The sequence below is a fragment of the Pseudoalteromonas sp. 1181_04 genome, from assembly GCF_052850545.1.
In genome coordinates, this window is the sequence record NZ_VXCS01000002.1 from 227,735 (window position 1) to 252,216 (window position 24,482).

The following is a 24,482-nucleotide window of genomic DNA, read 5'->3' on the forward strand; positions in this document are numbered from 1 at the left end:
GGTTAACCCACACCCGCACCTTGCCAAAAAACTTGAATAAGTCCTTTAGCGATAAAACCAGAACACCCTAAAAATAGCACAAGCCATACTACATAACGGCCAAATTTAGGCACATTACCTTTTTTTAGTACGTCTTGGATAGCCATACCGATAAAAAAGAACACACCGGCTAAGCCAAAGTACAACCCAAGGGTATCAAATTCGTTAATTAACTGACTGACCATCAACGTATAACCTTTAAATTAAACGGCGCGTACTATAGCATATAAAATTGTAATAATTTAGTGCGCTAAGTCAAAAATACGTGATTAAATTTTGCTTTATTAAGCCATTAAAAAATCATTGATAGACTTATTAACCGCCATTGGTTTTTGGGCATGCAACCAATGACCTGCGCCATGAATAATTTTTGCTTTTGCGTTGCTAAATTGAGCCATAATAGCTTCACGATATTCAGGCAATATATAATCAGAATCGTTCCCTTTGATAAATAAAGTATCGCATAAACAAGAATCATTTGCTTTAATATTTGCTAAAATATTGCGATATTTTTCACTTAGGGTAGTCAAATTAAAGCGCCACTGCAGTTCACCAAGTTCGTTTTTCGCATAGCTTTTTAGCAAAAACTGGCGAACACCTAATTCAGGTATTAGCTGCGTCATTAATTTATCCGCTTCTTTGCGGTCATTAATAGCATGGCTTTTTACCAGCTTTAGTGCCGCAATGATATCATCATGACGACTTTGATATGCAACGGGGGCGATATCTAATACTACAAGTTTATTTACTGAGCTTGGATTAATATGTGCTATTTGCATAGCAACTTTCCCGCCCATAGAGTGACCGACTAAATGGGCTTTATCAATACCTAAATGGTCCATTAAGGCGAGTACGTCGTCAGCCATTGCCGGGTAATCCATAATATCACTGTGTGGTGAACGGCCATGGTTACGTAAATCAAGATTCGTTACGGTAAAATTTTCTGCCAATGCATTGGCAATAACATTTAAATTTTCCAGTGAACCAAACAATCCATGGATCAAAATTACATGCGGCCCTTGGCCAGTTTGTTTGTAATTTAACAGCATCACAGTTTCCAAAACTAATCTCATAAAAGTGTGCCTAGTTTGCCTAGTGAAATAACAAATTGCAAAACATAGAGAATTAAATCAGGTTTGGGTATAATCAGCATGGATGAAAAAAATGTGACCCGTAACGACAGGAATAACATGAAAAAAATTGACATAGACGACGAGTTATATCAATACATTGCAAGTAACACTCAAAGTATAGGCGAAAGCGCCTCAACTATTTTACGTCGTTTATTAAATATTCACGGCGAAAATGATTTAGCCGCGCAAGAAAAACCAGAACAGCCCGTCACGCATGAGGTTGCAAAGACGACTCAAACAACTGAACACACCTCATCGACCGAGAATAAAAAGTCAGCCGCTGTCACACCATTGACACAAGCGCATGCCAGTGTTTTTAATATACTCAATAAAGAAGAGTTGGCGATGCAAAAAGGCGTAGTAGGGCGCTTTTTGTTTATTTTATCTGCTTTACATAGAACTCATAAAACTGATTTTTCAGCGGTATTGGATGTGCAAGGGCGTGATCGCGTTTACTTCGCAACCAGCAAAGAAGCGTTAGTAAACAGTGGCAGCAGTATGAATCCAAAAAACATTACCGACAGTGAATACTGGGTAATGACCAACTCAAATACTACCCGTAAGAAAATGATGCTACACGAAGTGGCACTTGGCTTAGGCTATAGTGCTGAACAAGCTGAAAAAATTCGAGACTACTTATAAAGGAAATGTAATGGCGATTCATTCCGGTGCAGGGAAACCTGCAACACAATCAGATTTAGTAAATGTACCAAAATTAGTGTCTGCTTATTATTTAAATGAACCCGATCTAGAGCAAAACCCTGAACATTGTGTTGCTTTTGGTACTTCAGGGCACCGAGGTTGTTCATATGATGTGAAATTCAATGAATCTCACATTCTCGCCATTACTCAAGCAATTTGTGATTACCGAAAACAAAATAATATTTTTGGACCGCTATTCTTAGGTAAGGATACGCACGCGTTAAGTGAGGCGGCTTACAATTCAGCGATTGAAGTGCTTGTTGCTAACGAAGTACAAGTGATCACGCAAGAAAACGACGATTTTACACCTACACCGGTGATTAGCCACGCGGTCGTGTGTCATAACAAATTACATCCTCATGAATTAGCTGACGGTATTGTTGTTACACCTTCACATAATCCTCCAGAAGACGGCGGTTTTAAATATAACCCACCTAATGGTGGCCCGGCAGATACTGACGTTACTAAGTGGATAGAAGACAGAGCAAATCAACTACTACTAGAAGATTTAGTTGAAGTTGAGCTATTCCCATTTGCAAAAGCAGCCCGTTCAGGTTTTATTAAATACCAAGATTTAATGACTCCTTATATTGAAGATCTGATTAATGTTGTTGATGTAAAAGCGATTGCAAAAGCAAATATTAAAGTGGGTATTGATCCGCTCGGTGGTTCAGGGATCAACTTTTGGCCTATTATCGCCGAAAAATTTGCTTTAGATTTAACAATCGTCAATGAAAGTGTCGATCCGCGCTTTGCATTTATGCCACTTGATAAAGATGGCAAAATTCGTATGGATTGCTCATCACCTTATGCGATGGCAAACTTAATCGCCCTTAAAGATGATTTTGATATAAGCATTGGCAATGATCCTGACTATGATCGCCATGGTATTGTAACTCCTGACGGCTTAATGAATCCTAATCACTTTTTAGCGGTTGCCATTGATTACTTATTAAATCATCGTGATTGGTCCAAAGGCGTTGAAATTGGCAAGACACTTGTTTCAAGTGCGATGATTGACCGAGTAGTTGCCCGTAATAATCGTCAAGTGCGAGAAGTACCTGTTGGTTTTAAATGGTTTGTCGAAGGGCTAAGTACTGGAACACTCGCGTTTGGCGGTGAAGAAAGTGCCGGGGCATCATTCCTTCGTTTTGACGGTACAGTATGGAATACCGACAAAGACGGTTTCATCATGGGATTATTAGCCGCGGAAATTTTAGCTGTAACAGGAAAAACCCCATCAGCACTTTATAAAGAGCTTGAGCTCGAATTTGGTGCGCCTATATACAAACGTATAGATGCGCCTGCAAGTTCTGCCCAAAAAGAGCGACTTAAAGGGCTAAGTGCGAAAGATGTTACGGCAGATACACTTGCGGGCGAGCCTATTTTACAAAAGCTAACTCATGCGCCTGGTAATAATGCCGCTATTGGTGGTTTAAAAGTAGTTACTGAAAACGGCTGGTTTGCAGCGCGTCCATCAGGGACTGAAGACATTTATAAAATTTACCTTGAATCATTCAAAGGTGAAGAACATTTAGCGCTATTAGAAAAAGAAGCCAAGAAGTTGGTTGATTCAGTGATTAGTTAATAACGCTTAGACTATTTTATAACGGCTGATTTATTCAGCCGTTTTTGTTTCTCATTTGCATAATAATATGAAGGCATTTGGATTATGACAGCCAACTCAGAGTATTTAAACGAATTACAACAGCAAGGCGATTTTTTAACTCTCAGCCGTAATAATGAATGGCATTTAGCACCGAGTGCTTTTACTTTAAGTAATGGTACCACTGTAACTATTCATGACACTGGCGTTATAGAGTTTCAACCAAAATGCGCTACTACAATCGATGTGGTACTTTCAAGTGCGATCCATGGTAATGAAACAGCACCTATTGAAATTTGCGATGAATTAATTAAGCGTATTATCTTAGGCGATTTACAACTAGCACAGCGTGTACTGTTTATTTTTGGTAACCCGCAATCAATTAATATTGACAAGCGTTTTGTAGAAGAAAATCTAAACCGTTTATTTAATGGTCATCACACTGTCGAAGGTGTAAAGATGAATAATGAGCGCACACGAGCGGCCAAGCTTGAACAATATGTTAGTGACTTTTATCAACGCGGCGGTCAGCAGCGAGAGCGCTGTCATTACGATTTACACACTGCTATTCGTGGTTCAAAAAATGATAAATTTGCTGTATATCCATTTTTGCATGGTAAACCGTGGAAAAAGTCGCAACTACAGTTTTTATTAAGCTGTGGAGTAAATACGGTGCTAATGATGAAATCACCAGCCACCACTTTTAGTTACTATTCTTCTTTTGTTCATGGTGCAGATTCATTTACCGTTGAACTTGGTCAAGTAAAACCGTTTGGTGAAAATGATATGAGTCGTTTTGCGAAAACCAAAGCGACCCTAATCGCATTAATTAGCCAAAAAGAAGTGATATATAAAGAATTTGATGCAAGTGACTTTGAGTTATTTGCTGTGCACCGATCAATCAATCGCACTGAACACGATTTTTCGTTTCCTTTTTCGGATGATGCCGAGAATTTTACCGGGTTTAGCAAAGGTGATTTACTCGCAACGGATGGTCAGACCTGTTATTACGCAGATGTTGAAGGCGAAGCAATTATATTTCCTAATGCCGATGTTGCCCTTGGACAACGTGCATTATTAACGGTAATACCATTACAACTGACTGATAATATTATTTAATTTGTTGCTTTGCAGGTCAGCTCAAATCGTTAACTATATGATTGTATATACTTTATGCTCTTGTATAGTTAACTTTCCAATGCCACTGTCGCCAATTAACTTTGTTTCGTCTATGATTAGTTGAATAACACTTTACGTTAACGTAAAGTGTTAGCAGCTTTAATTTAAATACAGTACAGTTTCTGCAAAGTTTATCCTGCAGAGCACAGCCAATAATAACAACTGACTTGTACTGTTTACGACAACAAAAGAAGGTAGGTTATGAGCAATCCAAATAACGTATCGCTGAATATTAGTCATGCTCTCTCATTTATTGACGGTCATGCCTTAAATATTCCGACCTTGAGTATTTTAAACGAGGATGGCGATATCCACGACGGTGCAACAGCCCCCGATATTGATGAAAGTACTGCGCTGCGCTTGTATGAAACAATGCGTTTTATTCGTGCACTTGATGAGCGTATGCAAGCTGCTCAACGCCAAGGCCGGGTAAGCTTTTACATGCAATGTTTAGGCGAAGAGGCGGCAGTGACAGCGTCTGCTGCGGCACTTGATCAAGACGATATGATCATGGCGCAATACCGTGAGCAGGCTGCACTTCATTACCGTGGCTTCACACTTGATCAGTTTATGAATCAAATGTTTTCAAATGAGTTGGATTTAGGTAAAGGTCGCCAAATGCCAATTCACTACGGTTCAAGTGCACTTAATTACATGACTATCTCATCGCCGCTAGGCACTCAAATACCGCAAGCAACAGGTTACGCGTACGGCCAAAAAATTAAACACATAGATGCAAAATCAGGTGAGCTAAGCTCAACGATAGATAACATAACTATCTGTTACTTTGGCGAAGGGGCTGCTTCAGAAGGAGACTTCCATGCTGGTTTAAATATGGCCGCAGTGCATAAGTCACCGGTTATATTTTTTGCTCGCAATAACGGTTATGCGATTTCAACCCCTGCGGATGAGCAATTTAAGGGCGACGGCATCGCTTCTCGTGGCGTAGGTTATGGTATTAAAACGATTCGTGTTGATGGTGCTGATGCACTTGCTGTTTATGCCGCAACTAAAAAAGCCCGTGAACTTGCCACTAAAACAGGTGAGCCGATTTTAATTGAATCGATTGCATATCGCCTTGGCGCGCATTCTACATCAGATGATCCTAGTGGCTATCGTTCAAAAGACGAAGAAGCAAATTATCAATCTTGTCCAATCGAACGTTTTCGCAAATGGTTAATTAAGCAAAACTGGCTTAATGAAGAAGAAGACAATAAAGCCAAAGAGCAAATTCGTGATGATATCCTAGCCGCATTAAAACGCGCTGAAGTGATTGCAAAACCGGCCTTAGAAGAGTTGGTGTCGGATGTATATGATACACCGATCCCTTCTTTGCAACGTCAATACGAGCAATTGAAAACGCATATCAAGCAACACCCCGATGCTTACCCAGTGACTGCAGGGAGAATTAAGTAATGGCTAAAATGAATATGTTACATGCGATTAATTCAGCCCTTGATATAACCATGGCTGAACATCCGCAAGCGTGTATTTTTGGTGAAGATGTTGGCTATTTTGGCGGCGTATTTCGCGCAACGTCTGGACTACAAGAGAAATATGGTCAGCACCGTGTATTTAATACACCATTAACCGAACAAGGGATCATGGGTTTTGCTAATGGCTTAGCAGCGTTTGGCGCACCAGCACTTGCTGAAATTCAATTTGCCGATTATATATTTCCAGCCTTTGACCAAATAGTAAATGAGTCTGCTAAATTTCGTTATCGAAGCGGTAACGAGTTTAATGTTGGCAACCTGACTATCCGTACTCCTTACGGTGGTGGTATTGCCGGTGGTTTATATCATTCGCAATCACCTGAAGCTTATTTTGCACATACCCCGGGACTTAAGATTGTTGTCCCTCGCAACCCTTACCAAGCAAAGGGCTTATTACGTGCTGCAATTAAAGATGATAATCCAGTTATTTTCTTTGAGCCTAAACGTTTATATCGTGCATCAACGGGTGAAGTTCCTGAACAAGATTACAGCATTGAACTGGGTAAAGCTGAAATAGTTAGTGAAGGTACGGATGTAACACTACTTGCTTGGGGCGCACAGATGGAAATCATCGAAGATGCTGCAAAACGTGCAAGTGAGCAAGGTATTAGTTGTGAAGTGATTGATCTACGTAGTATTTTACCATGGGATATGGAAACGATTGTTAACTCAGTGACAAAAACAGGGCGACTTATTGTTAGCCATGAAGCACCAATCACTAATGGTTTTGGTGCAGAAATTGCGGCGACAATCCAACAAGAATGTTTTTTGCATTTAGAATCACCTATCTTACGTGTTTGCGGCTTAGATACTCCGTATCCATTAGCGCTTGAAAAAGAATATGTACCTGATGCGTTGAAAGTGCTCGCAGCAATCAAGCAATCGGTCGAATTTTAGGAGTCATCATGGCAAAAGATTTTATTTTACCGGATATCGGTGAAGGTATCGTTGAATGTGAAGTTGTTGAATGGTTAGTAGCCGAAGGCGACACCGTAGCTGAAGATCAACCGATTTGTGATGTAATGACAGACAAAGCACTGGTGCAAATTCCTGCGGTTCATGATGGTGTGATCAGTAAGCTCTATTATGCTAAAGGGGATGTTGCTTTAGTGCATGCCCCGCTGTTTGCAATGGATGTAGCTGGTGAGACTACAGCCGATCATACTCAACCAGAAACAACCAGCGCGATAGAACACACGCAAACAAATACTCACGCTGAAGTCGTTGAGGATTTTATCCTTCCCGATATTGGTGAAGGAATTGTTGAGTGTGAAATTGTTGAGTGGTTAGTCAGCGAAGGCGATTTGATAGAAGAAGACCAAGCCGTTTGTGATGTAATGACAGATAAAGCACTGGTACAAATTCCAGCTAAATATACCGGCACAGTGGTAAAACTTTATTATGCTAAAGGGGATGTTGCACAAGTACACAGTCCACTTTTTCAAATGTCGATTGCAGGCACTCAAGCAAACGTTGTCGATATCAATGATGCATTAGTGAAAGCACAAACAAAAGCGGTAGAGCAAAAACCAGCAGTAGTTGAAAAGTCAGTGACAGCCCCTGTAATTAATAAAAAGGCGGTCGCATCACCGGCAGTAAGACGCAAAGCACGTGAACTTGATGTTGATCTAACCACAGTCCCAGGCAGTGGTAAGAATGGCCGTATTTACAAAGAGGACATTGAACAGTTTGTGAAAGGGGAAGTGCCAAATAGTATTGATACATCACCACTGCAAACGAAGCCTGACGTTACGAAAACCACAGCTAGCGACACTGGCGGCATGCGTATTGAGCCAATTAAAGGCATCAAAGCAGCAATGGCTAAACAAATGGTTGCTTCGGTAACGACTATCCCACATTTTACATTTTGTGATGAGATTGATTTAACAACTTTGATTGCTTTGCGCAGTGATTTAAAAGAGCAATATAAGCAACAAGGCGTTAAATTGACAATGATGCCATTTTTCATCAAGGCCTTATCGCTGGCTATGAAAGAATTTCCGGTATTAAACTCGAAAATAAATGATGAATGCACTGAGCTTAGCTACTTTGATGATCACAATATCGGTATGGCAGTTGACTCTAAAATTGGTTTGTTAGTGCCAAATATCAAACAATGTCAAACAAAGAGTATTGTTGATGTAGCCAATGAAGTAACGCGATTGACGGATGCTGCCCGTGAAGGACGTGTTAGCCCTGACGATCTCAAAGGCGGCACAATTAGCATTTCTAATATTGGTGCGATTGGCGGAACAGTTGCGACGCCAATTATCAACAAGCCAGAAGTGGCGATTGTGGCATTGGGTAAATTACAACATCTACCGCGTTTTGATGCCAAAGGGCAAGTGGTGTCTGCTGCAATTATGCAAGTTAGTTGGTCAGGCGATCACCGAGTGATTGATGGGGCCACGATAGCGCGATTCAATAACTTGTGGAAATCGTATTTAGAAAACCCAGCCAAAATGATGATGGCAATGAGTTAAGCGTAGCTCTTAATTATTCATTTTATCAAAGCTCAGCAGTCGCTGAGCTTTTTTATGTCAGTGACTTACACCCCAAAGAAATATAAGCCATAGCCAACGAGTAAAGCGGGAATTGCCGAATATATTGTTGCCACAAATGCGGCACGTGGTGCCATTGCGATTGCAGGGAAAAGGGCATCGCCGTCATTTGATATTGCATTCGCAGCTAAGGCACTAAAGGGAATGATGCCTTGAATATACAATGTAGTTACCACTATTTGTGGTCCACAGCCAGGTAAAAAACCAATCAAAACGGCAATTAAAGGCGCTAAGTATGCATAGTGAGTAAACCAGGCTTTTAAATCCACACCGGCAAATGTTACTAATAACTCAAATAGCATAAATGAGGCAACTACCCATGCCGTAACAAAATGGGTGTCTTGCAAAACTTTATATAGCTTTGAAGGGGGCGTTATAGTCTCTTCTTCTGAAGTTACTTGTTGATAGCTTTGACCTTTAGACGACAGCGCCCAAGTGGTAACAGCCAATAGCGCCATAATAGCGCCAAATAAGGTTATTGATTCAGCAAGTAGAGCATCAAAGGCTGAAAAGTCAGTATTGAAAGCAATCATTATTGCCACAATAAGACTGGGCATCATAATAATTTGCCAAATTGATTTACTGACTATAATTGCCTTACTAGGCTGATTTAAGCACTCATCAGCATAATCATTTTTTGCTGGGCGAAGATAATCTTGCTTATGAAATGCATTGACTAAGGATCCGCTGATAATACCAACGCTTAGGCCAATAATCATAATAAGTAAGCCTTCAAGCGGCTTCGTTGCTAATAGTAAAAATGCAGCATCCCCCATGGTCGCTGTTAATACAGCAACGATAGAGCCAAAGCTCGCTTGTCCTTTGGTAAATTGTGTCACTACTATGATGGCGCCTCCGCAGCCAGGTAAAGCTCCTAGTAGTGAAGCAAAACTAATTTCTAACAAGGGTGATTTTTGGCTTAAATAGCCAAGCTCTAAGTGAGGCAACCGATCGATGGCGTAGTAATAGATAAATAAAGTGACGGCAACAAATATACTAACTTGAAAAAACGCATCACTCATTGCCGTCAATGTCATTGCTCGCAAAGGAGCATAAGCTAAACAACACAACAACAATAGCGGTAATAGCAGCCGTTTATTACTGGTAATAAAATGTGTGGACGCTGGAAAACTAATTTTGGGCAGTGAAAGTGAAAACATAAGTGCAACCTAAAAACTATCTAAGTTGCACTTTAGATTCAAATTAAATGAAAATCAATATCATTTGCGTTATTTTCTTTGGAATTCTGAGTTCGCATTCCATTTGGGCCATTGTGGTTGCTCTGAAATATCAAAACCTACTTGATAAAACAGTTGTAAGTCTTGTACAGCTCCCGATAGATCCCATTCATCACGGTATCTGTCACATGGTTGATGGTAACAACCACGTAGCACTAAGCTCATGCGTTTACGATAATTAGCCGTATCTTCGTCAAGTGCTTCACTGCCACCACCCGCATACATCGCTGGAATACCCATGTTGGCGAAAGCAAAATGATCAGAGCGATAGTACCCGCCTGAAGATGGTTTAGGATCGCCGGAGACCGTGCGCCCTTGTGCATTAGCTGCCTGTGCTAATAGCGAGTCCATTTCTGATTTACCAATACCAACCACGCTGATATCTTTTACTTTGCCTAACAAGTTCAAGCTATCCATATTAATATTAGCGACTGTCTTATTTGCTGCTATCACTGGGTGTGCAGCATAATACTTAGATCCTAATAAACCTTGCTCTTCAGCTGTCACTGCCAAGAAAGTCATTGAGCGGCTAGGGTGCTTTGGTAAGCTTGCAAACGCTTCTGCTACTTCAATTAAGCCTGCAGTGCCTGTCGCGTTATCATGTGCTCCATTGTAGATTTGGTCGCCTTTACGGTTTTTATCAGTACCTAAGTGATCCCAGTGTGCTGAGTATATAATATGCTCATCTGGTTTTTCACTACCGGGTAAAGTCGCAATGAAGTTATATGAAATTGATTTTTTGATGGTGTTTTTAACCGCAACAGACGCCGTTAAATCGCCCATATCAACATGATAAGCGCCTTTTGCTGCATTGGTTTTCGCACTGGCAAAATCTAAACCTGCTTTAGTGAAAAGCTCGTTAGCAACCTCTGTGGTTACCCAACCTTCAACAGCGACTCTGTCCATATTATTGTTTTCTTTTTGAAAACCAAACTGCTCGCCGCTCCATGAGTTTTCAACCACAGACCAAGGGTAAGAGGCCGGTGCAGTTTCATGAACGATGATAGCCCCAGCAGCACCTTGACGGCTGGCTTCTTCGTATTTGTAAGTCCAACGGCCATAGTAAGTCATGGCATCACCGGTAAACAAAGCAGGATCTTTAGTGGCAAAACCAGGGTCGTTGACTAAAATCACCACAGTTTTACCCTTAACATCTAAACCTGCGTAATCATTCCAATTATATTCTGGGGCATTAACACCATAACCAACAAATACCAGTTCAGAGTCTTTAATACTTTGGCGTTCGCTAATGCGACTGCTGCCCATTACCATGTCTTTTTTATACTGGTAATCTTTGCCGCCGATAGTTAACACCATGTTTGGATCTGCTTCAAGAGACACCAACGGAACTTCTTGTAAAAAGCTGTCGCCATTACCTGGTTGATAACCTAGTTTTTTAAATTCATCAGTAAGGTAAGCTAGTGTGAGTTCTTCACCTTTTGAAGATGGAGCGCGGCCTCCAAATTCATCGGAGGCAAGCACTTTGACATGCTCTGCGAGTTGTTGGGCATTGATTGAATTATACCCTTTGCTAACATCATCAGAGGTGAGACTTGTTGTTGCACATCCTGCAAGTACCGCAGTTGCAAGGAGTGTCAGAGAAAAATAACGTTTCATAGTCGCTCTTTTTTTGTTTTAAGTGAGCTCAGTATAAGAACTTCTATTAAAGAGAACCAGTTTTTGCGGTAAACTCCAACCATAATAATTGTAAAGCTAAAGATACTCATGAAGCGTTTTACCCCTTACGAACAATGGCATAGCGCCAGTTTAGAAAATGGTGCATTTAGCCATTTAAATACACTGTTTTCTTTAAACGGTTTATCCGACTGGCCGCAATGTGCGTGGATTTCATCATTTTTAGATGCTAAAAATGCAAATCAGCAAACAATTCGCTTTGTTGAAGACGCCTGCTTTAGTGAGGAAGAGCGCTATTATGAGCAAATCATTTTTGATACCGGTAAAGTACCAACGCGACAACAAAATTGGCATGACTTATTTGGTGGACTTATCTGGTGTTTATTTCCTAAAACGAAAGCATTGATCAATCAACGCCATGTTGAAGAGATCACACTTCACGGCACTAAAGTACGCTCAAAACACCGCAATGCCTTAACCTTGTTTGATGAATGTGGGGTTGTACTTGCTGTAAGTGATAATGTTTGGCCTGCGTTACTTAAAAATCATCAATGGCAGCAGGCATTTATTGAGCAAAGAGCGTTGTGGGGTAAAACCATTGCGCCATTTATGTTCGGCCACGCTAATTATGAAATGCTAACAAAGCCGTATATTGGTCTGACAGGTAAAGCATTATTTGTAAAAGTACCGAGTGACATATTTTGTAAAGATTTAGCCCAGCAGTATCAGTATATTGATCAAACCCTTTATGAGATGATTAGCGTCGATAACTGTTTAAGGGACAATAGCCAGCTCTCACCATTACCACTGCTAGGCGTACCAGGCTGGTATGATAATAATAACCCCGAGTTTTATAGTAATACGGATTACTTTAGACCAAAACGAAGGACACGAACATGATAGAAGTTACGGGGCTTAAAAAGAAATTTAAGCTAACTAAAGACCATAAAAAAAACAAAGTCGATAAAATAGATCCCCGTGAAGATAAAGATTATTTTCATTCGGTGCGAGATGTCAGCTTTCATTGTAATAAAGGCGAAGTGCTGGGCTTACTCGGCCCTAATGGTGCAGGAAAAACCACCACGCTAAGAATGATCTCGACAGCGTTAAAACCCGATGAAGGGCAAATAATTATTGCTGGTGAAGACATCATTAAAAAACCACTATTTGGTCGTAAGTCTATTGGTTTTCTATCTGGCAGTACCGGTTTATATGGCCGTTTAACGGTAAAAGAAAATATCGAATATTTTGCAAAACTACACGGTATGAGTAAAGACGCGATTAGAGCACGGTGTGAAGAGTTATTTGATTTACTCGATATGCATAGCTTTATTGATAAACGTGCTGATAATTTATCAACGGGTATGAAGCAAAAAGCCAATATAGCCCGCGCAGTTGTGCACCATCCGGCAGTCGTGGTACTTGATGAGCCGACCACTGGATTAGACATTATGACCACTCAAACGGTGATCGAGTTTATAAAACGGCTTAAAGCGCAAGGGACTCCTGTTATATTTTCAACCCATCATTTAGATGAAGTAGCGCTACTGTGTGACCGCGTTGCGGTGATCAACGAAGGTATCAGTTGTTTTGACGGCAGTCTTGACGAATTTAAAAAAGTGGGTAAAAGCGACGAACTTAATCAAGCGTTTATGAATATATTGACGGAGAAAAATAATGTTTGAAGTATTTAAAAAGGAATTAAAGGAGCTATTACGAGATAAAAAAACACTCATTTTTATTGTCGCATTACCAGTTGCTATCTTTCCATTATTATTTGCGGTGATGGCATTTATTAGTTCTCAAGCAACACTTGAAGCCGAACAAAAAGTTCATACCTATGCCGTTATCAATGGCGAATATGCGCAATCATTCACAGATAAAGTTTTTTATCATAAAAGTTTTCAATTATACAAAGGTGATCACACCTTTAATACAGTTGCAGAGCTTACAGAGGCCGTTAAAGCCGGCACCATTGATATGGGTATTTTCTTACCCGCAGATGCCAAACAAAACCTTGATGACGCAAAACAAAGTCAGTGGCAAGTGGTTTATAACGATGCTAAAGCGATTAACTTTTTATTCGACAGAGTAAAAGAGCTTGCTGAAGAATTTGGTAATAAGCTAAGAGCTGAAAAACTATTAAGCTACGGTGTTTCAGTTGAGCAACAAAGTGCAATTATTGATCCAATCAAAGTTGTAAAAGTTGATACTGCTGATAAACGAGAAAATTTAGGTGAGAAAATAGGCGGCTTTATCCCTTACTTACTGATCCCATTAGTATTGATGGGAGCAACATACCCAGCAATTGATTTAGGTGCAGGTGAAAAAGAACGCGGCACATTAGAAACGTTACTATTGACACCAATCACCCGTACGCAACTTGTATTAGGTAAATTTATTACTTTACTTGCAGCGTCAATCGCCACCACAACGATAACCGTGTTGAGTATGGGCGTTTGGATCAGTATCGCGATTTCTTTCATTGATTTGGATGTGATAAAAACAGCATTTAGTTCATTACGCGTATTAGATTTGGCACTCATTTTTATTATTTTATTACCCGTCGCCGCGATTTTTTCTTCTCTTGCGTTAGCAATATCGATTTATGCGCGTAGCTTTAAAGAAGCTCAGAATTACATGACACCACTGAGTATGGGGGTGATATTTCCTATCATTGTTGCTTTACTACCGAATGTTGAGCTAACAGCTAAAACCGCATTTATACCGGTTACTAATGTGGCTTTAGCGATTAAAGAAATTATCAAAGGTACGATTGATTACACGTTACTTGGACTAATCTTTTTAGCGACCGTGATTGTTGCCGGTGCACTATTAGCATTTTGTGTTAAATGGTTTAATAAAGAAGAAGTCTTATTTAGATAATAAATTATATAGAAGTAGGCTGGGCGTGGTTGTTACAATACTCTTAGTTAAATAATAAAAATGACGGGCTAGCTCGTCATTTTTTATTACTATAGTTTCCTTAGAAAAACTAAGAATCGATAAAAAGCGCAGAGATAACTTTTTAATTGCTCTATAATGTAGTTTGTATTTGAAAGCAAACTGGCAATTTTGATGCGCAACTCACTGACATTTTTTAATTTATTTCGCAGTAATAAACTTTCTTTATTAGCATTGCTGTTTTTTTTCATCCTCGCAATACCTGCTTTATATATATTTGAGCTGAAAGTACGCAAAGATGTTTACCAGGTTGCCCAAACCACACTACAGCAAGAGCTTGATACAAAAGCACTGATGTTAAAAGGACATTTAAAAGACAGTGTTTCGTCAATCAACTTTTTAAATGCCACACCGCCTATCAGTGGCATCAGCCGAGCCGCTGCAAATAACCTTATTGATCCACTATTAAATACTCCCATCGCAATATGGCAAACGCGCTTAGCTGAAATATTTAGTGGCTTTATGCGCACTGACCCGCAGCTATTACAAGCCAGATATATTACCCTTGCTGATAATGGTCAAGAAATTGTCCGTGTTGATAGGATCAATGATGCTTTGGTTCGCCTAGAGGGAGACTTATTACAACAAAAAGGGCAGCGGGATTACATGCTTAATGCCAGCAGGTTAGATAGTGAATCTGTCTATATATCACCGATTAACTATAATCGAGAGCATGGCCAAATTCAGATCCCCTACGTGAGTACCTACCGAGTTGCTAAGCCGGTATTTAATAAACAAGGAGCAGTGTTTGCTGTATTAGTAACCAATTATTTTGCTGATGAGTTATTTAATAGTGTTACTTTTAGTTCACCTGCTGGGGTTGATGTTTATCTGTTAAATGATCAGCAGCAGTTTTTATTTCACCCAGATCCTAAACTGCGATTTGGTTTTGAGTTTGGTCAAGACATTACTTGGTCAAGTGTATTTAGTCAAAGCCAAGATATGAGCAGCCAAGCGACTTTACCTTTTCATGATTTACCAAGCCATTATTATTTAAAACAACGTATTAGTTTAGAAAATAACATTAGCATGTTGCCCCTTGAACTTGCGGTATCAATTAATACCGATATTTTGGCAAAAGACGTTGCTAAGCGTCGTGATCATTTTGTGCTGGTAATTATTTCACTTTTCACTGCTTTGTGGTTATTAGTGTGGTTATACCAAAGGTATATAAACCGCAAATTAGAGTTTCACTCCTTGAAGGAGCGTAATAACAAGATTATTGAAAATTCCCTCGATGCAATCTTAACAGTACAAGAGGATGGGCTTATCAGTAATGCCAATAAAACAGCGTTGCAGTTCTTTGATATCATTATTGATCACACCAAATTCACGCAATTATTTACGCTTGCTGAAAGTGATAATTCATGTATTGATGAAACCATAGCGCAGGGGTCAAAACCATCATTTGAAGGCGTGTATACTGATCCGCAGGATCAACAACACTTTTACTCAATTACACTTACTAGCGTGTTTGATATTTTTACCCAGCGCCACCAGGTTGCAGCGATTTTACGAAACATCAATTCACTTAAACAGACTCAAGTAGAGCTTGAAAAACTCAATAGTACGTTAGAGCAAAAGGTTCGCCAACGCACAACTGAACTTGAAAGTGCGATTGAAGAAGCGTTGGCAGCCAGTAAATCGAAAAGTGATTTTATTGCTAACATTTCCCATGAAATACGTACCCCTATGAATGGTGTATTAGGGATGCTGGAAATGCTCAAAGAAGACACACTAACGCAACAGCAACAGCAATACCTAGAGCTGGCCAATAGCAGCGCTAACTCATTAATGACATTAATTAATGACATCTTGGATTTTTCAAAAATAGAAGCAGGTAAACTTGATATTGATAATCACAGTTTTGATGTGATTACTGTATGCAGTGATATGATCACCTCTATGGCATTACAAGCCCAGCGTAAAGGCTTAGAAGTGTTTTTGCATACCGATAAAGTTATTGATCGTATGTTAGTAGGAGATAGCCACCGATTAAAACAAATATTAATAAACTTACTTAATAATGCATTCAAATTTACCCATCAAGGTGAAGTCAGTTTGACTCTTGGATGTCAGTATCTTACTGAAGAAAAGTTATTAATGAGCTTTGTTATTGAAGATTCAGGCATCGGCATTGCTGAAAAAAATATCGATAAGTTGTTTGAGGCCTTTACCCAAGAGGACACCAGTACCACTCGCCACTTTGGTGGTACTGGGCTTGGTTTATCAATTTGTCGTAAGTTGGCGCAATTGATGGGCGGTGATATTAGCGTCACCAGTGAAAAAGGCAAAGGGAGCTGTTTTACAGCGCAAGTGCAATTACATATTGCAGCTGAGAAAAAGCTCAATACAGCCGTTGAGTTGGCAAAAGATATTCAGGTTGGCGTGCTGATAGATAGCGACAGTGTATATAACAATGTCACTAATTTATTGATTAAAAATTGCCAAGTAGCGGCCAATAATATTCAACGATTTGACTACCAAGCACAATATCAAGAGTTAAAAGTTGATTTACTGGTTGTTGATAATGATCACCCATACTTACAAACACTGATTAATTTATGTAATAAGCAGAATAAAAAATATGTATTAATTTTGCGTGATTTATTGCTTAGTAAAAAAGCCAAAGAGCAGGTGCCTGAAAATTGCCATGTACTTAATAAGCCGCTTACTCAAGATCAATTTAGCTTTAAGTTAGCAAGTTTGTTTGGTATTAATAATAGTTTTTTGGTTGCTAGCCAAGGTAGTGAGCAAACAGAATATGTTGAATACGATTTCTCAAATTTTAAGGTGTTATTGGTTGATGATAATATGATCAACCTTGAAGTTGCCAAAGCAATATTAAAAAATACCGGTGTCACTATTGTATGTGCCAGCGATGGCCTCGATGCACTAGAAATATTAAATACAGAGCAAACAGCTTTATTTGATCTGATTTTTATGGATTGCCAAATGCCAAACCTCAATGGCTATGACACGACCTCTGCAATTCGCAGCAACAAAGCTGGTGCTGACTATGCGAAAGTGCCTATTATCGCTATGACTGCCAGCGCTATGGCAGGTGACAGAGAACGCTGTATTACAGCTGGTATGAATGATTATATTACCAAACCCATAAAGCCAAAAGTTTTGAAAGACAAATTAGCTATGTGGTTAAAATAAACCACACAGTCTAAATTTTAAGCTACTGATTTTTCAGGTTTAGCCTTTGGTCCACCAAGATTTTGATTAAGTTTGGTAATATCAGCAGAATTAATCACTGTTTGAGTGTCAGACCAGTGTAGCAATTCGATACGACCATTTTCTTGCTCTACTACTGCGGTACAACTTTCTATCCAATCGCCATCATTACAGTAAACAATGCCATCAACGACTTTGAGTTGTGGGTGATGAATGTGACCGCAAATAATACCGTCTACGCCTTGCTTTTTAGCCTCATGAATAGCAGCATTTTCAAATGCCTCTATTGCTTCACGCGCTTTATGAACGCGGGCTTTTATCCAAGCAGCAAGTGACCAATAGTTACCACCATATAGGCGTCGAATACGATTAGTCCAGCGATTTAAAAATAGTAAAAAGTCATAACCTGCATCACCGGCAATACTGATCAGTTTGTTATACCGAGTTGCTGAGTCAAAATCATCACCGTGAACCAGAAGAAATCGTTTGTTGGCTTTGGTTGTGTGAATAAACTGCTGGTGGACTTCAATACCAAATAGGCTGTTATTGACGTAGTGCCGGAATGTTTCATCGTGATTGCCGGGAATATAAATCACTCGAGTACCTTGAACTGCTTTGGCTTGAATACAGGCTAATACTTGATAGTGACTAGGGTGCCAATAAAAACTTCGCTTCATAGACCATAAATCGACGATGTCACCCACTAGATAAAGGGTATCGCACTCAATACTATTTAAAAAGTCGAGTAGGTAATCTGCTCGACAATCTTTATAGCCTAAATGTACATCGGAGATCCAAACGGCTGGGTAGTACTTTTTATCACTTTTTTCGATGTCGTGCATAGGAGGTTACTCACGGTGTAATAACAACAAAGTTAAGCAACTTGAATGACGTTTATAAGACTGTTTGACGAAACATCTATGACAATTAATGATCGTGCAAAAACAAAAAAACCGCATTTCGCGGTTTTTTTGTTACAGAGGGTGCTGATGATTAAGCGTTCATGGCCGCTTTGATTGCTTCAACAGCGCTATCAATATCTATCATTAGTTTTTCACCGGTACGGCGATTTTTCAGCTCAACCTTGTTTTCATCAAGATTACGCTCACCAATTACCAACGTGAAAGGTACACCGAGTAATTCCATGTCGTTAAACATCACACCTGGGCGCTCTTTACGGTCATCAAATAACACGTCTAAGCCTGCGGCTTTTAAACCGTCGTAAAGGTTATTAGCGATATCTGGTATACGATGCGATTTATGCATATTCATTGGCACAATAGCTAAATCGAACGGGGCGATTGGCTGTGGCCAAATAATACCGTATTGATCATTATTTTGTTCAATAGCCGCTGCGACAATACGCGATACACCAATACCATAACAACCCATAGTCATTATTTGGTTTTTACCGCTTTCGTTTAATACTCCCGCTTTCATCGCTTCTGAGTACTTAGTACCAAGCTGGAAGATATGGCCAACTTCAATACCGCGTTTAATATGTAAAGTACCATTACCACATGGACTAGGATCACCTTCGACAATATTACGTAGATCAGCAACTTCATACTCAGTTACATCGCGATCCCAGTTAATACCGCTGTAATGCTCGTCATCTTTGTTAGCACCGGCTACAAAATCAGCCATTACGTTGGCTGTACGGTCTACTAAAATTGGCATGATTAAGCCAACAGGGCCTAATGAACCCGGTTTAGCACCAATGGCTGCAATTATGTCAGCCTCGTTTGCCATTTCCAGTGGAGAATCTACTAATGGATGTTTTTCAGCTTTAAGTTCGTTAAGCTCATGATCGCCACGTATTACTAATGCAACTAAACCACGTTGACCATCTTCATTTGGCGCGCCGTAAACAATCAGTGTTTTAACACTGCGATGAGGTTTAACACCATAGTGTTTCTTTAGCTCGTCGATAGTTTTCGCATCAGGCGTTGGGAATGCTTTTAATTCTTTTGCGGCAGCAGGGCGCGCTTCACTTGGCGCTAATGCTTCTGCTTTTTCGATGTTTGCTGCGTAGTCACTTTTATCACTAAAGGCGATAGCATCTTCACCTGATTCAGCTAACACATGAAATTCATGAGATACACTACCACCTATAGAGCCGGTATCAGCAATAACAGGACGGTAATCAAGGCCTAAGCGATCGAATATATTACAGTATGCTTTGTGCATTACTTGATAAGTTGCATCTAAACATTCTTCACTTAAATGAAATGAATAGGCATCTTTCATAGTAAATTCACGCGCGCGCATAACCCCAAAACGAGGACGACGTTCGTCGCGCACTTTTGTTTGTACTTGATACAAAGTAAGCGGTAATTGTTTATACGAACTTACTTCTTTACGAACAAAGTCAGTGATCACTTCTTCATGGGTTGGTCCTAACGCGAAAGTACGATTGTGACGGTCAGTAAAACGCATAAGTTCTGGGCCAAACTGCTCCCAACGGCCAGACTCTTCCCATAGATCCGCAGGTTGAATAACAGGCATCAACATTTCGATTGCACCTGATTTGTCCATTTCTTCACGCACAATGTTTTCGACTTTTCGTAACACGCGTAATCCAGAGGGTAACCAAGTATATAGGCCCGACGCGACGCGACGGATCATGCCCGCTCTTAACATTAATTGATGCGATACAATTTCAGCATCTGATGGCGTTTCTTTAAGTGTTGCGAGTATATATTGACTGGTACGCATGTTTATTCCGATAGTTATAAAATTATTATTTCAATTGGGCACTCAGTTTAGCAGCGGTTGCTTTTACACTAAAGCGCTAAGTGTGTTTTTCTAACTTTTTTCTATGCTAGTGACATAGTTATGCTCGTCGTTTACTTGCCAACGGATATTAAAATCATACAAGGTCATTCCATAACTTTGTTCACCCTCTTTTTGCTTTTTATAGGCAGGGCGAGGATCTTGCTTAAGTACATTACTAATAAAGTCATCCAACTGTGGGAAGTTGGTTTGCTGTTCAATAAACGCCTGCACTTGCGGGCTAAACTCAACGGTCATTTGCGTTTCTGGGCGCGTGTCAGCAAAGCCTGCAGTGGCATCAACCATGGCATCTGAATAAGGTAAATATGGTTTGATGTCTAAAATCGGGGTGCCATCAAGTAAATCTATGCCTGCCAATAATAAACACAGCTGGCCATTTTTATACTCTATGCCTTCAAGTTTGACGGCACTCATGCCTATGGCATTGGGTCTAAAGGTCGCGCGTGTGGCGAATACGCCTTTGCGCTCATTACCGCCTAAACGCGGTGGTCTAACCATGGCTGAGTAGCCTTTATCTGCAGTTTCATGAAAGCGAAACAATAACCAAATATGGCTAAATTCATCTAAACCACGAACAAATTCTTCACGGTTAAAATCAGCAGCAAATACCAACTTAGCTTTTGCTTGTGGAACTAAACGCGGTTGGCGAGGAATGGCGAACTTTTGTTTATAAGGAGATTGAATATGGCCAATAGCCGTTAGTTGAAAATCGCTCATGAAACTCAATTACTGTTAAAGATACGATATTCTAACCGCTAAAAACAAAAAAGGCAGCTCGAAGCTGCCTTTTACTGCTAAATAACCTCAAAATAGGTTAAGCATTTCTTAGAACATATATTGGAATGAAACCGATGCTACATCCATTTCTGGATCAATTTCATCTTTTAGTTCATAGCGTTCATACTCAAAGCGTACCTGCATGTTGGTGGTGAATGCGTACTCGATACCTGCACCATAAAATACATCGCCTCCACTTTGATCTGCTGATATCTTACCAATAGCAGGAAGGTCGCTGGTTACCTCAGCATCCCATTCTAGCCAACCACCTTTAGCATAGACAGAGAAGCTATCCGTAATAGGGGCAGCTAACCGTGCGGCCAAAGACACACCATCAACTTCAGCATAGCTATCAATATCGCTTACTTCATCAAAGTTTTGATAGGCAAGCTCTAAACTTAAATACTTATTAAATTGCGTACCAACGTAACCCTTAAGCATTTGTGAATCATCATCAAAATCGATGTCGTCATCAGAGTCTTCAAATTTGAATGAGTATTGACCATAGCCAATACCTGTATATACGCGAGGGTAATCCATGTTTGTTGTTTCTGCACTAGCTGCAGTATTAAAACCTAACAATGCTAATGAGATAGCAGAAAGTGAAATTGATTTAATCATTTAATAGCTCCTTTACAAAATAAAAATATAACCTTTAAATTACCGGTTAATTTTAATATTGCATGGTGCGTGCCATGATTAATTTGGCTTAAAAACAGCCAGTTATAGTCTTTTATAGCATATAAAGTATACCAATGAGCGCTATTTAAACGCTCGTTCAGTTTGGCTGGAGAAAATATTTCTGACTAGGATGTAGCTTTTACAGATAGATAGTTTAGGTGATCAGGGTTCTGATTTATGCAATAAAGTTTCAGTTTCTATGGCAATCTCTTTCATCTTAATTGCGTAGTTTTCTAATTTTTTGTCTTCATTACTCACTGCGATGTATTCTGGCACTGCTACGGGGTAACCTGTTTCGTCCATGGCAACAAAGCTAATTACACAGTGGTTAGTCTCAACTAAATTACGCGTTTTCGGATCGCCACAGCGAACTTGTATAAAGATTTGCATACTGGTTTTGCCAGTGTGGGCAATTTTAGCTTCAACTTCAACAATTTGACCAACTAGAATTGGGCGACGAAATTTAACCCCAGCGACAGATACAGTGACACAGTAATGACCACTCCAACCAGCAGCGCAGGCATAACCTGCTTGGTCAATCCACTTCATGACGACACCGCCATGAACCTTCCCGCCAAAATTCACATCGGTGGGCTCTGCTAAAAAACGGAATACAACATTAGACGACGGCATAAAAATATCTCACTCATATATAATTCTTATTAGCATAGCGCAAAAAAGGGGCCGAAGCCCCTGCAATTTAGGATAGGTTTATAACTTATATGTAAAATATTATTTTTACGCTGTATCAAGCGCTTTAATTGTATTTAGATTACATATTTGGGTAGTTGGGACCACCGGCTCCCTCAGGTGTTACCCAGGTGATGTTTTGGCTCGGATCTTTAATATCGCAGGTTTTACAATGCACGCAGTTTTGTGCATTGATCACAAACTCGTCTTTGCCGGCAATTTGCTGTATCTCATACACACCCGCCGGGCAATAGCGCTGAGCAGGCTCGTCAAATTTAACTAAGTTAACATCGATAGGAATAGCGCTATTTTTTAGTTTTAAATGACACGGCTGAGATTCTTCATGATTGGTATTTGATAAAAACACCGAAGATAATTTATCAAAGCTGAGTTGACCATCAGGCTTCGGGTAATTAATGACACTGGCCTGATTTTTATCAACTAGCGTTGCGTGATCTGGGATATTATCTTTAAAAGTAAAAGGTAATGCCCCTGCAAAAATATTTTGATCAAGGGTGTTATACGCACCACCAAGAAATTTTCCTAGCTTATGCATCACAGGGCCAAAGTTACGTGATTGGTATAGCTCTTTATAAGCCCAGCTTTGTTTAAATGCTTCGCTGTAGTCAACTAAGTCAGTATGCTGTTGCTCGTTTGTAAGCGCGCTAAAGATCACCTCAGCGGCAATCATACCTGACTTCATCGCTGTGTGGTTGCCTTTGATTTTGGCAAAATTCAAGGTGCCAGCATCACAGCCGACCAACAAACCACCCGGGAAGTGCATTTTTGGTAATGAGTGTAAGCCACCTTTTGCAATCGCACGAGCGCCATAAGCAATACGTTCACCACCGGCTAATACATCTTTAAAGATTGGGTGGTGTTTCATGCGCTGAAATTCATCAAACGGGCTTAAATGCGGGTTTGAGTAATTTAAATCAACAATTAAGCCGACTACAACTTGATTATTATCACTGTGGTACATAAACGCACCACCGTTAGTATCTGCACTTAAGGGCCAACCGGTGCCATGAACTACCGTGCCTTGCTTGTGTTTAGCAGGATCGATTTGCCAAATTTCTTTAAAGCCTAAACCATAATGTTGCGGTGAGGCATCTTGATCAAGTGCAAATTGAGTGATCAGCTGTTTACCTAAGTGACCACGACAACCTTCAGCAAATACAGTGTATTTAGCACGAAGTTCCATGCCAGGCATAAAGCCATCTTTTTCATTGCCATTGCTATCAAGGCCCATATCGCCGGTAATAATGCCTTTTACTGTGTCATCTTCAATAATCAGTGAGTGTGCGCTAAAACCTGGGAAAATCTCAACCCCTAGGTTTTCTGCTTGCTCTGCAAGCCAGCGGCATACATTACCCATAGAGACAATATAGTTATCAGAATTATGAAATGTTTTAGGTGCGGCAAAGTGAGGGATAGCGGTGGCTTTGCTGTCATTATTAAACCAATATATTTCATCACTGGTTACTTTAGTGGTCACTGGTGCGCCAAGTTCTTGCCAATTGGGCAGTAACTCGTCCAAAGCGGTGGTTTCAAATACTGCGCCCGATAATATATGGGCGCCCACTTCGGAGCCTTTTTCAACCACGCAGATCATGCACTCTTGTTGTTTTTCTTGTGCTTGTTGCGCTAATCGTATGGCGGTAGCTAAGCCTGCAGGGCCTGCGCCGACAATAACGACATCAAATTCCATGGTTTCGCGTTCGACCATATTAACCTCTTTTATGTGACGGACCTGTGCCTTTACGAGGGCAATTTCATACTTGCAAATGAAACGTTACAGG

20 protein-coding genes are annotated in these 24,482 nt (G+C 40.1%); 10 read left to right on the forward strand and 10 right to left on the reverse strand.

What is annotated here, in order from left to right:
• Positions 1 to 2: 2 nt before the first annotated feature.
• On the reverse strand, positions 3 to 224 hold the full coding sequence (locus tag FW757_RS02415; RefSeq protein ID WP_054204660.1) for a DUF2788 domain-containing protein: 222 nt from the start codon (positions 222 to 224) through the stop codon (positions 3 to 5).
• Between the two features lie 99 nt (positions 225 to 323).
• The gene (locus tag FW757_RS02420) at positions 324 to 1,088 is read right to left on the reverse strand and encodes an alpha/beta fold hydrolase (protein ID WP_446440839.1); all 765 of its coding nucleotides are present in this window, start codon (positions 1,086 to 1,088) and stop codon (positions 324 to 326) included.
• A 141-nt stretch (positions 1,089 to 1,229) separates the two neighbouring features.
• Here FW757_RS02420 and seqA point away from each other — a divergent pair, with 141 nt between their 5' ends.
• From seqA to FW757_RS02450, 6 genes are all read left to right on the forward strand, one after another.
• Positions 1,230 to 1,814 carry a replication initiation negative regulator SeqA gene (seqA, locus tag FW757_RS02425; protein ID WP_182717858.1) on the forward strand — a complete coding sequence of 195 codons (585 nt, stop codon included), beginning with the start codon at positions 1,230 to 1,232 and terminating at the stop codon, positions 1,812 to 1,814.
• A gap of 10 nt (positions 1,815 to 1,824) precedes the next feature.
• Positions 1,825 to 3,462 carry a phosphoglucomutase (alpha-D-glucose-1,6-bisphosphate-dependent) gene (pgm, locus tag FW757_RS02430; protein ID WP_182761325.1) on the forward strand — a complete coding sequence of 546 codons (1,638 nt, stop codon included), beginning with the start codon at positions 1,825 to 1,827 and terminating at the stop codon, positions 3,460 to 3,462.
• Positions 3,463 to 3,546: 84 nt separating this feature from the next.
• The gene (gene astE, locus FW757_RS02435) at positions 3,547 to 4,599 is read left to right on the forward strand and encodes a succinylglutamate desuccinylase (RefSeq protein WP_145233889.1); all 1,053 of its coding nucleotides are present in this window, start codon (positions 3,547 to 3,549) and stop codon (positions 4,597 to 4,599) included.
• Between the two features lie 261 nt (positions 4,600 to 4,860).
• Positions 4,861 to 6,075 (forward strand): thiamine pyrophosphate-dependent dehydrogenase E1 component subunit alpha, encoded by a 1,215-nt coding sequence (locus FW757_RS02440; protein ID WP_182783667.1) that lies wholly within the window; start codon positions 4,861 to 4,863, stop codon positions 6,073 to 6,075.
• Entirely contained in the window at positions 6,075 to 7,052 is a 978-nt protein-coding gene (locus FW757_RS02445) for an alpha-ketoacid dehydrogenase subunit beta (protein ID WP_145233893.1), read from the forward strand. The genes FW757_RS02440 and FW757_RS02445 overlap by 1 nt, the downstream gene beginning before the upstream one ends.
• 8 nt (positions 7,053 to 7,060) lie before the next feature.
• Entirely contained in the window at positions 7,061 to 8,638 is a 1,578-nt protein-coding gene (locus FW757_RS02450; RefSeq protein WP_446440821.1) for a dihydrolipoyllysine-residue acetyltransferase, read from the forward strand.
• 65 nt (positions 8,639 to 8,703) lie between these two features.
• On the opposite strand, the gene FW757_RS02455 is transcribed toward FW757_RS02450, so the two are convergent.
• Complete coding sequence (locus FW757_RS02455) at positions 8,704 to 9,876, reverse strand: putative manganese transporter (protein ID WP_149981085.1); 1,173 nt, start codon at positions 9,874 to 9,876, stop codon at positions 8,704 to 8,706.
• 69 nt (positions 9,877 to 9,945) lie between these two features.
• The gene (locus tag FW757_RS02460; protein ID WP_446440822.1) at positions 9,946 to 11,571 is read right to left on the reverse strand and encodes a M28 family metallopeptidase; all 1,626 of its coding nucleotides are present in this window, start codon (positions 11,569 to 11,571) and stop codon (positions 9,946 to 9,948) included.
• 108 nt (positions 11,572 to 11,679) lie between these two features.
• Between FW757_RS02460 and FW757_RS02465 the strand changes: the two genes are divergently transcribed.
• From FW757_RS02465 to FW757_RS02480, 4 genes are all read left to right on the forward strand, one after another.
• The gene (locus FW757_RS02465) at positions 11,680 to 12,489 is read left to right on the forward strand and encodes a DUF3025 domain-containing protein (RefSeq protein ID WP_182717853.1); all 810 of its coding nucleotides are present in this window, start codon (positions 11,680 to 11,682) and stop codon (positions 12,487 to 12,489) included.
• Positions 12,486 to 13,274 carry an ATP-binding cassette domain-containing protein gene (locus tag FW757_RS02470; protein ID WP_149981088.1) on the forward strand — a complete coding sequence of 263 codons (789 nt, stop codon included), beginning with the start codon at positions 12,486 to 12,488 and terminating at the stop codon, positions 13,272 to 13,274. The genes FW757_RS02465 and FW757_RS02470 overlap by 4 nt, the downstream gene beginning before the upstream one ends.
• The gene (locus tag FW757_RS02475) at positions 13,267 to 14,475 is read left to right on the forward strand and encodes an ABC transporter permease (protein ID WP_182830918.1); all 1,209 of its coding nucleotides are present in this window, start codon (positions 13,267 to 13,269) and stop codon (positions 14,473 to 14,475) included. Before FW757_RS02470 ends, FW757_RS02475 begins: the two co-directional genes overlap by 8 nt.
• Before the next feature lie 192 nt (positions 14,476 to 14,667).
• Positions 14,668 to 17,718, forward strand: coding sequence for an ATP-binding protein (locus FW757_RS02480; protein WP_446440823.1), 3,051 nt, complete (start codon positions 14,668 to 14,670; stop codon positions 17,716 to 17,718).
• Positions 17,719 to 17,735: 17 nt separating this feature from the next.
• Here FW757_RS02480 and FW757_RS02485 read toward each other — a convergent pair whose 3' ends face one another.
• The 6 genes from FW757_RS02485 to FW757_RS02510 form a co-directional block, all read right to left on the reverse strand.
• Positions 17,736 to 18,578: a UDP-2,3-diacylglucosamine diphosphatase gene (locus tag FW757_RS02485; protein WP_182739270.1), complete on the reverse strand. Its 843-nt coding sequence runs from the start codon at positions 18,576 to 18,578 to the stop codon at positions 17,736 to 17,738.
• A gap of 151 nt (positions 18,579 to 18,729) precedes the next feature.
• Positions 18,730 to 20,454, reverse strand: coding sequence for a proline--tRNA ligase (locus FW757_RS02490; RefSeq protein ID WP_182717848.1), 1,725 nt, complete (start codon positions 20,452 to 20,454; stop codon positions 18,730 to 18,732).
• A gap of 90 nt (positions 20,455 to 20,544) precedes the next feature.
• Positions 20,545 to 21,249 (reverse strand): tRNA (N6-threonylcarbamoyladenosine(37)-N6)-methyltransferase TrmO, encoded by a 705-nt coding sequence (gene tsaA / locus FW757_RS02495; RefSeq protein ID WP_446440824.1) that lies wholly within the window; start codon positions 21,247 to 21,249, stop codon positions 20,545 to 20,547.
• 108 nt (positions 21,250 to 21,357) lie between these two features.
• A complete protein-coding gene (locus tag FW757_RS02500) occupies positions 21,358 to 21,930 on the reverse strand; it encodes an outer membrane beta-barrel protein (RefSeq protein ID WP_182717846.1) in 573 nt (190 codons plus the stop codon).
• 222 nt (positions 21,931 to 22,152) lie between these two features.
• Positions 22,153 to 22,623: an acyl-CoA thioesterase gene (locus FW757_RS02505; RefSeq protein WP_145233918.1), complete on the reverse strand. Its 471-nt coding sequence runs from the start codon at positions 22,621 to 22,623 to the stop codon at positions 22,153 to 22,155.
• Between the two features lie 139 nt (positions 22,624 to 22,762).
• Complete coding sequence (locus FW757_RS02510) at positions 22,763 to 24,409, reverse strand: electron transfer flavoprotein-ubiquinone oxidoreductase (RefSeq protein ID WP_182717845.1); 1,647 nt, start codon at positions 24,407 to 24,409, stop codon at positions 22,763 to 22,765.
• Positions 24,410 to 24,482 lie beyond the last annotated feature (73 nt).

Excerpts from the sequence above, each read along its gene's own strand:
- FW757_RS02415 (WP_054204660.1), bottom strand. The coding sequence starts at position 224 with ATGGTCAGTCAGTTAATTAACGAATTTGATACCCTTGGGTTGTACTTT.
- FW757_RS02420 (WP_446440839.1), bottom strand. The coding sequence starts at position 1,088 with ATGCTGTTAAATTACAAACAAACTGGCCAAGGGCCGCATGTAATTTTG.
- seqA (WP_182717858.1), top strand. The coding sequence starts at position 1,230 with ATGAAAAAAATTGACATAGACGACGAGTTATATCAATACATTGCAAGT.
- pgm (WP_182761325.1), top strand. The coding sequence starts at position 1,825 with ATGGCGATTCATTCCGGTGCAGGGAAACCTGCAACACAATCAGATTTA.
- astE (WP_145233889.1), top strand. The coding sequence starts at position 3,547 with ATGACAGCCAACTCAGAGTATTTAAACGAATTACAACAGCAAGGCGAT.
- FW757_RS02440 (WP_182783667.1), top strand. The coding sequence starts at position 4,861 with ATGAGCAATCCAAATAACGTATCGCTGAATATTAGTCATGCTCTCTCA.
- FW757_RS02445 (WP_145233893.1), top strand. The coding sequence starts at position 6,075 with ATGGCTAAAATGAATATGTTACATGCGATTAATTCAGCCCTTGATATA.
- FW757_RS02450 (WP_446440821.1), top strand. The coding sequence starts at position 7,061 with ATGGCAAAAGATTTTATTTTACCGGATATCGGTGAAGGTATCGTTGAA.
- FW757_RS02455 (WP_149981085.1), bottom strand. The coding sequence starts at position 9,876 with ATGTTTTCACTTTCACTGCCCAAAATTAGTTTTCCAGCGTCCACACAT.
- FW757_RS02460 (WP_446440822.1), bottom strand. The coding sequence starts at position 11,571 with ATGAAACGTTATTTTTCTCTGACACTCCTTGCAACTGCGGTACTTGCA.
- FW757_RS02465 (WP_182717853.1), top strand. The coding sequence starts at position 11,680 with ATGAAGCGTTTTACCCCTTACGAACAATGGCATAGCGCCAGTTTAGAA.
- FW757_RS02470 (WP_149981088.1), top strand. The coding sequence starts at position 12,486 with ATGATAGAAGTTACGGGGCTTAAAAAGAAATTTAAGCTAACTAAAGAC.
- FW757_RS02475 (WP_182830918.1), top strand. The coding sequence starts at position 13,267 with ATGTTTGAAGTATTTAAAAAGGAATTAAAGGAGCTATTACGAGATAAA.
- FW757_RS02480 (WP_446440823.1), top strand. The coding sequence starts at position 14,668 with ATGCGCAACTCACTGACATTTTTTAATTTATTTCGCAGTAATAAACTT.
- FW757_RS02485 (WP_182739270.1), bottom strand. The coding sequence starts at position 18,578 with ATGCACGACATCGAAAAAAGTGATAAAAAGTACTACCCAGCCGTTTGG.
- FW757_RS02490 (WP_182717848.1), bottom strand. The coding sequence starts at position 20,454 with ATGCGTACCAGTCAATATATACTCGCAACACTTAAAGAAACGCCATCA.
- tsaA (WP_446440824.1), bottom strand. The coding sequence starts at position 21,249 with ATGAGCGATTTTCAACTAACGGCTATTGGCCATATTCAATCTCCTTAT.
- FW757_RS02500 (WP_182717846.1), bottom strand. The coding sequence starts at position 21,930 with ATGATTAAATCAATTTCACTTTCTGCTATCTCATTAGCATTGTTAGGT.
- FW757_RS02505 (WP_145233918.1), bottom strand. The coding sequence starts at position 22,623 with ATGCCGTCGTCTAATGTTGTATTCCGTTTTTTAGCAGAGCCCACCGAT.
- FW757_RS02510 (WP_182717845.1), bottom strand. The coding sequence starts at position 24,409 with ATGGTCGAACGCGAAACCATGGAATTTGATGTCGTTATTGTCGGCGCA.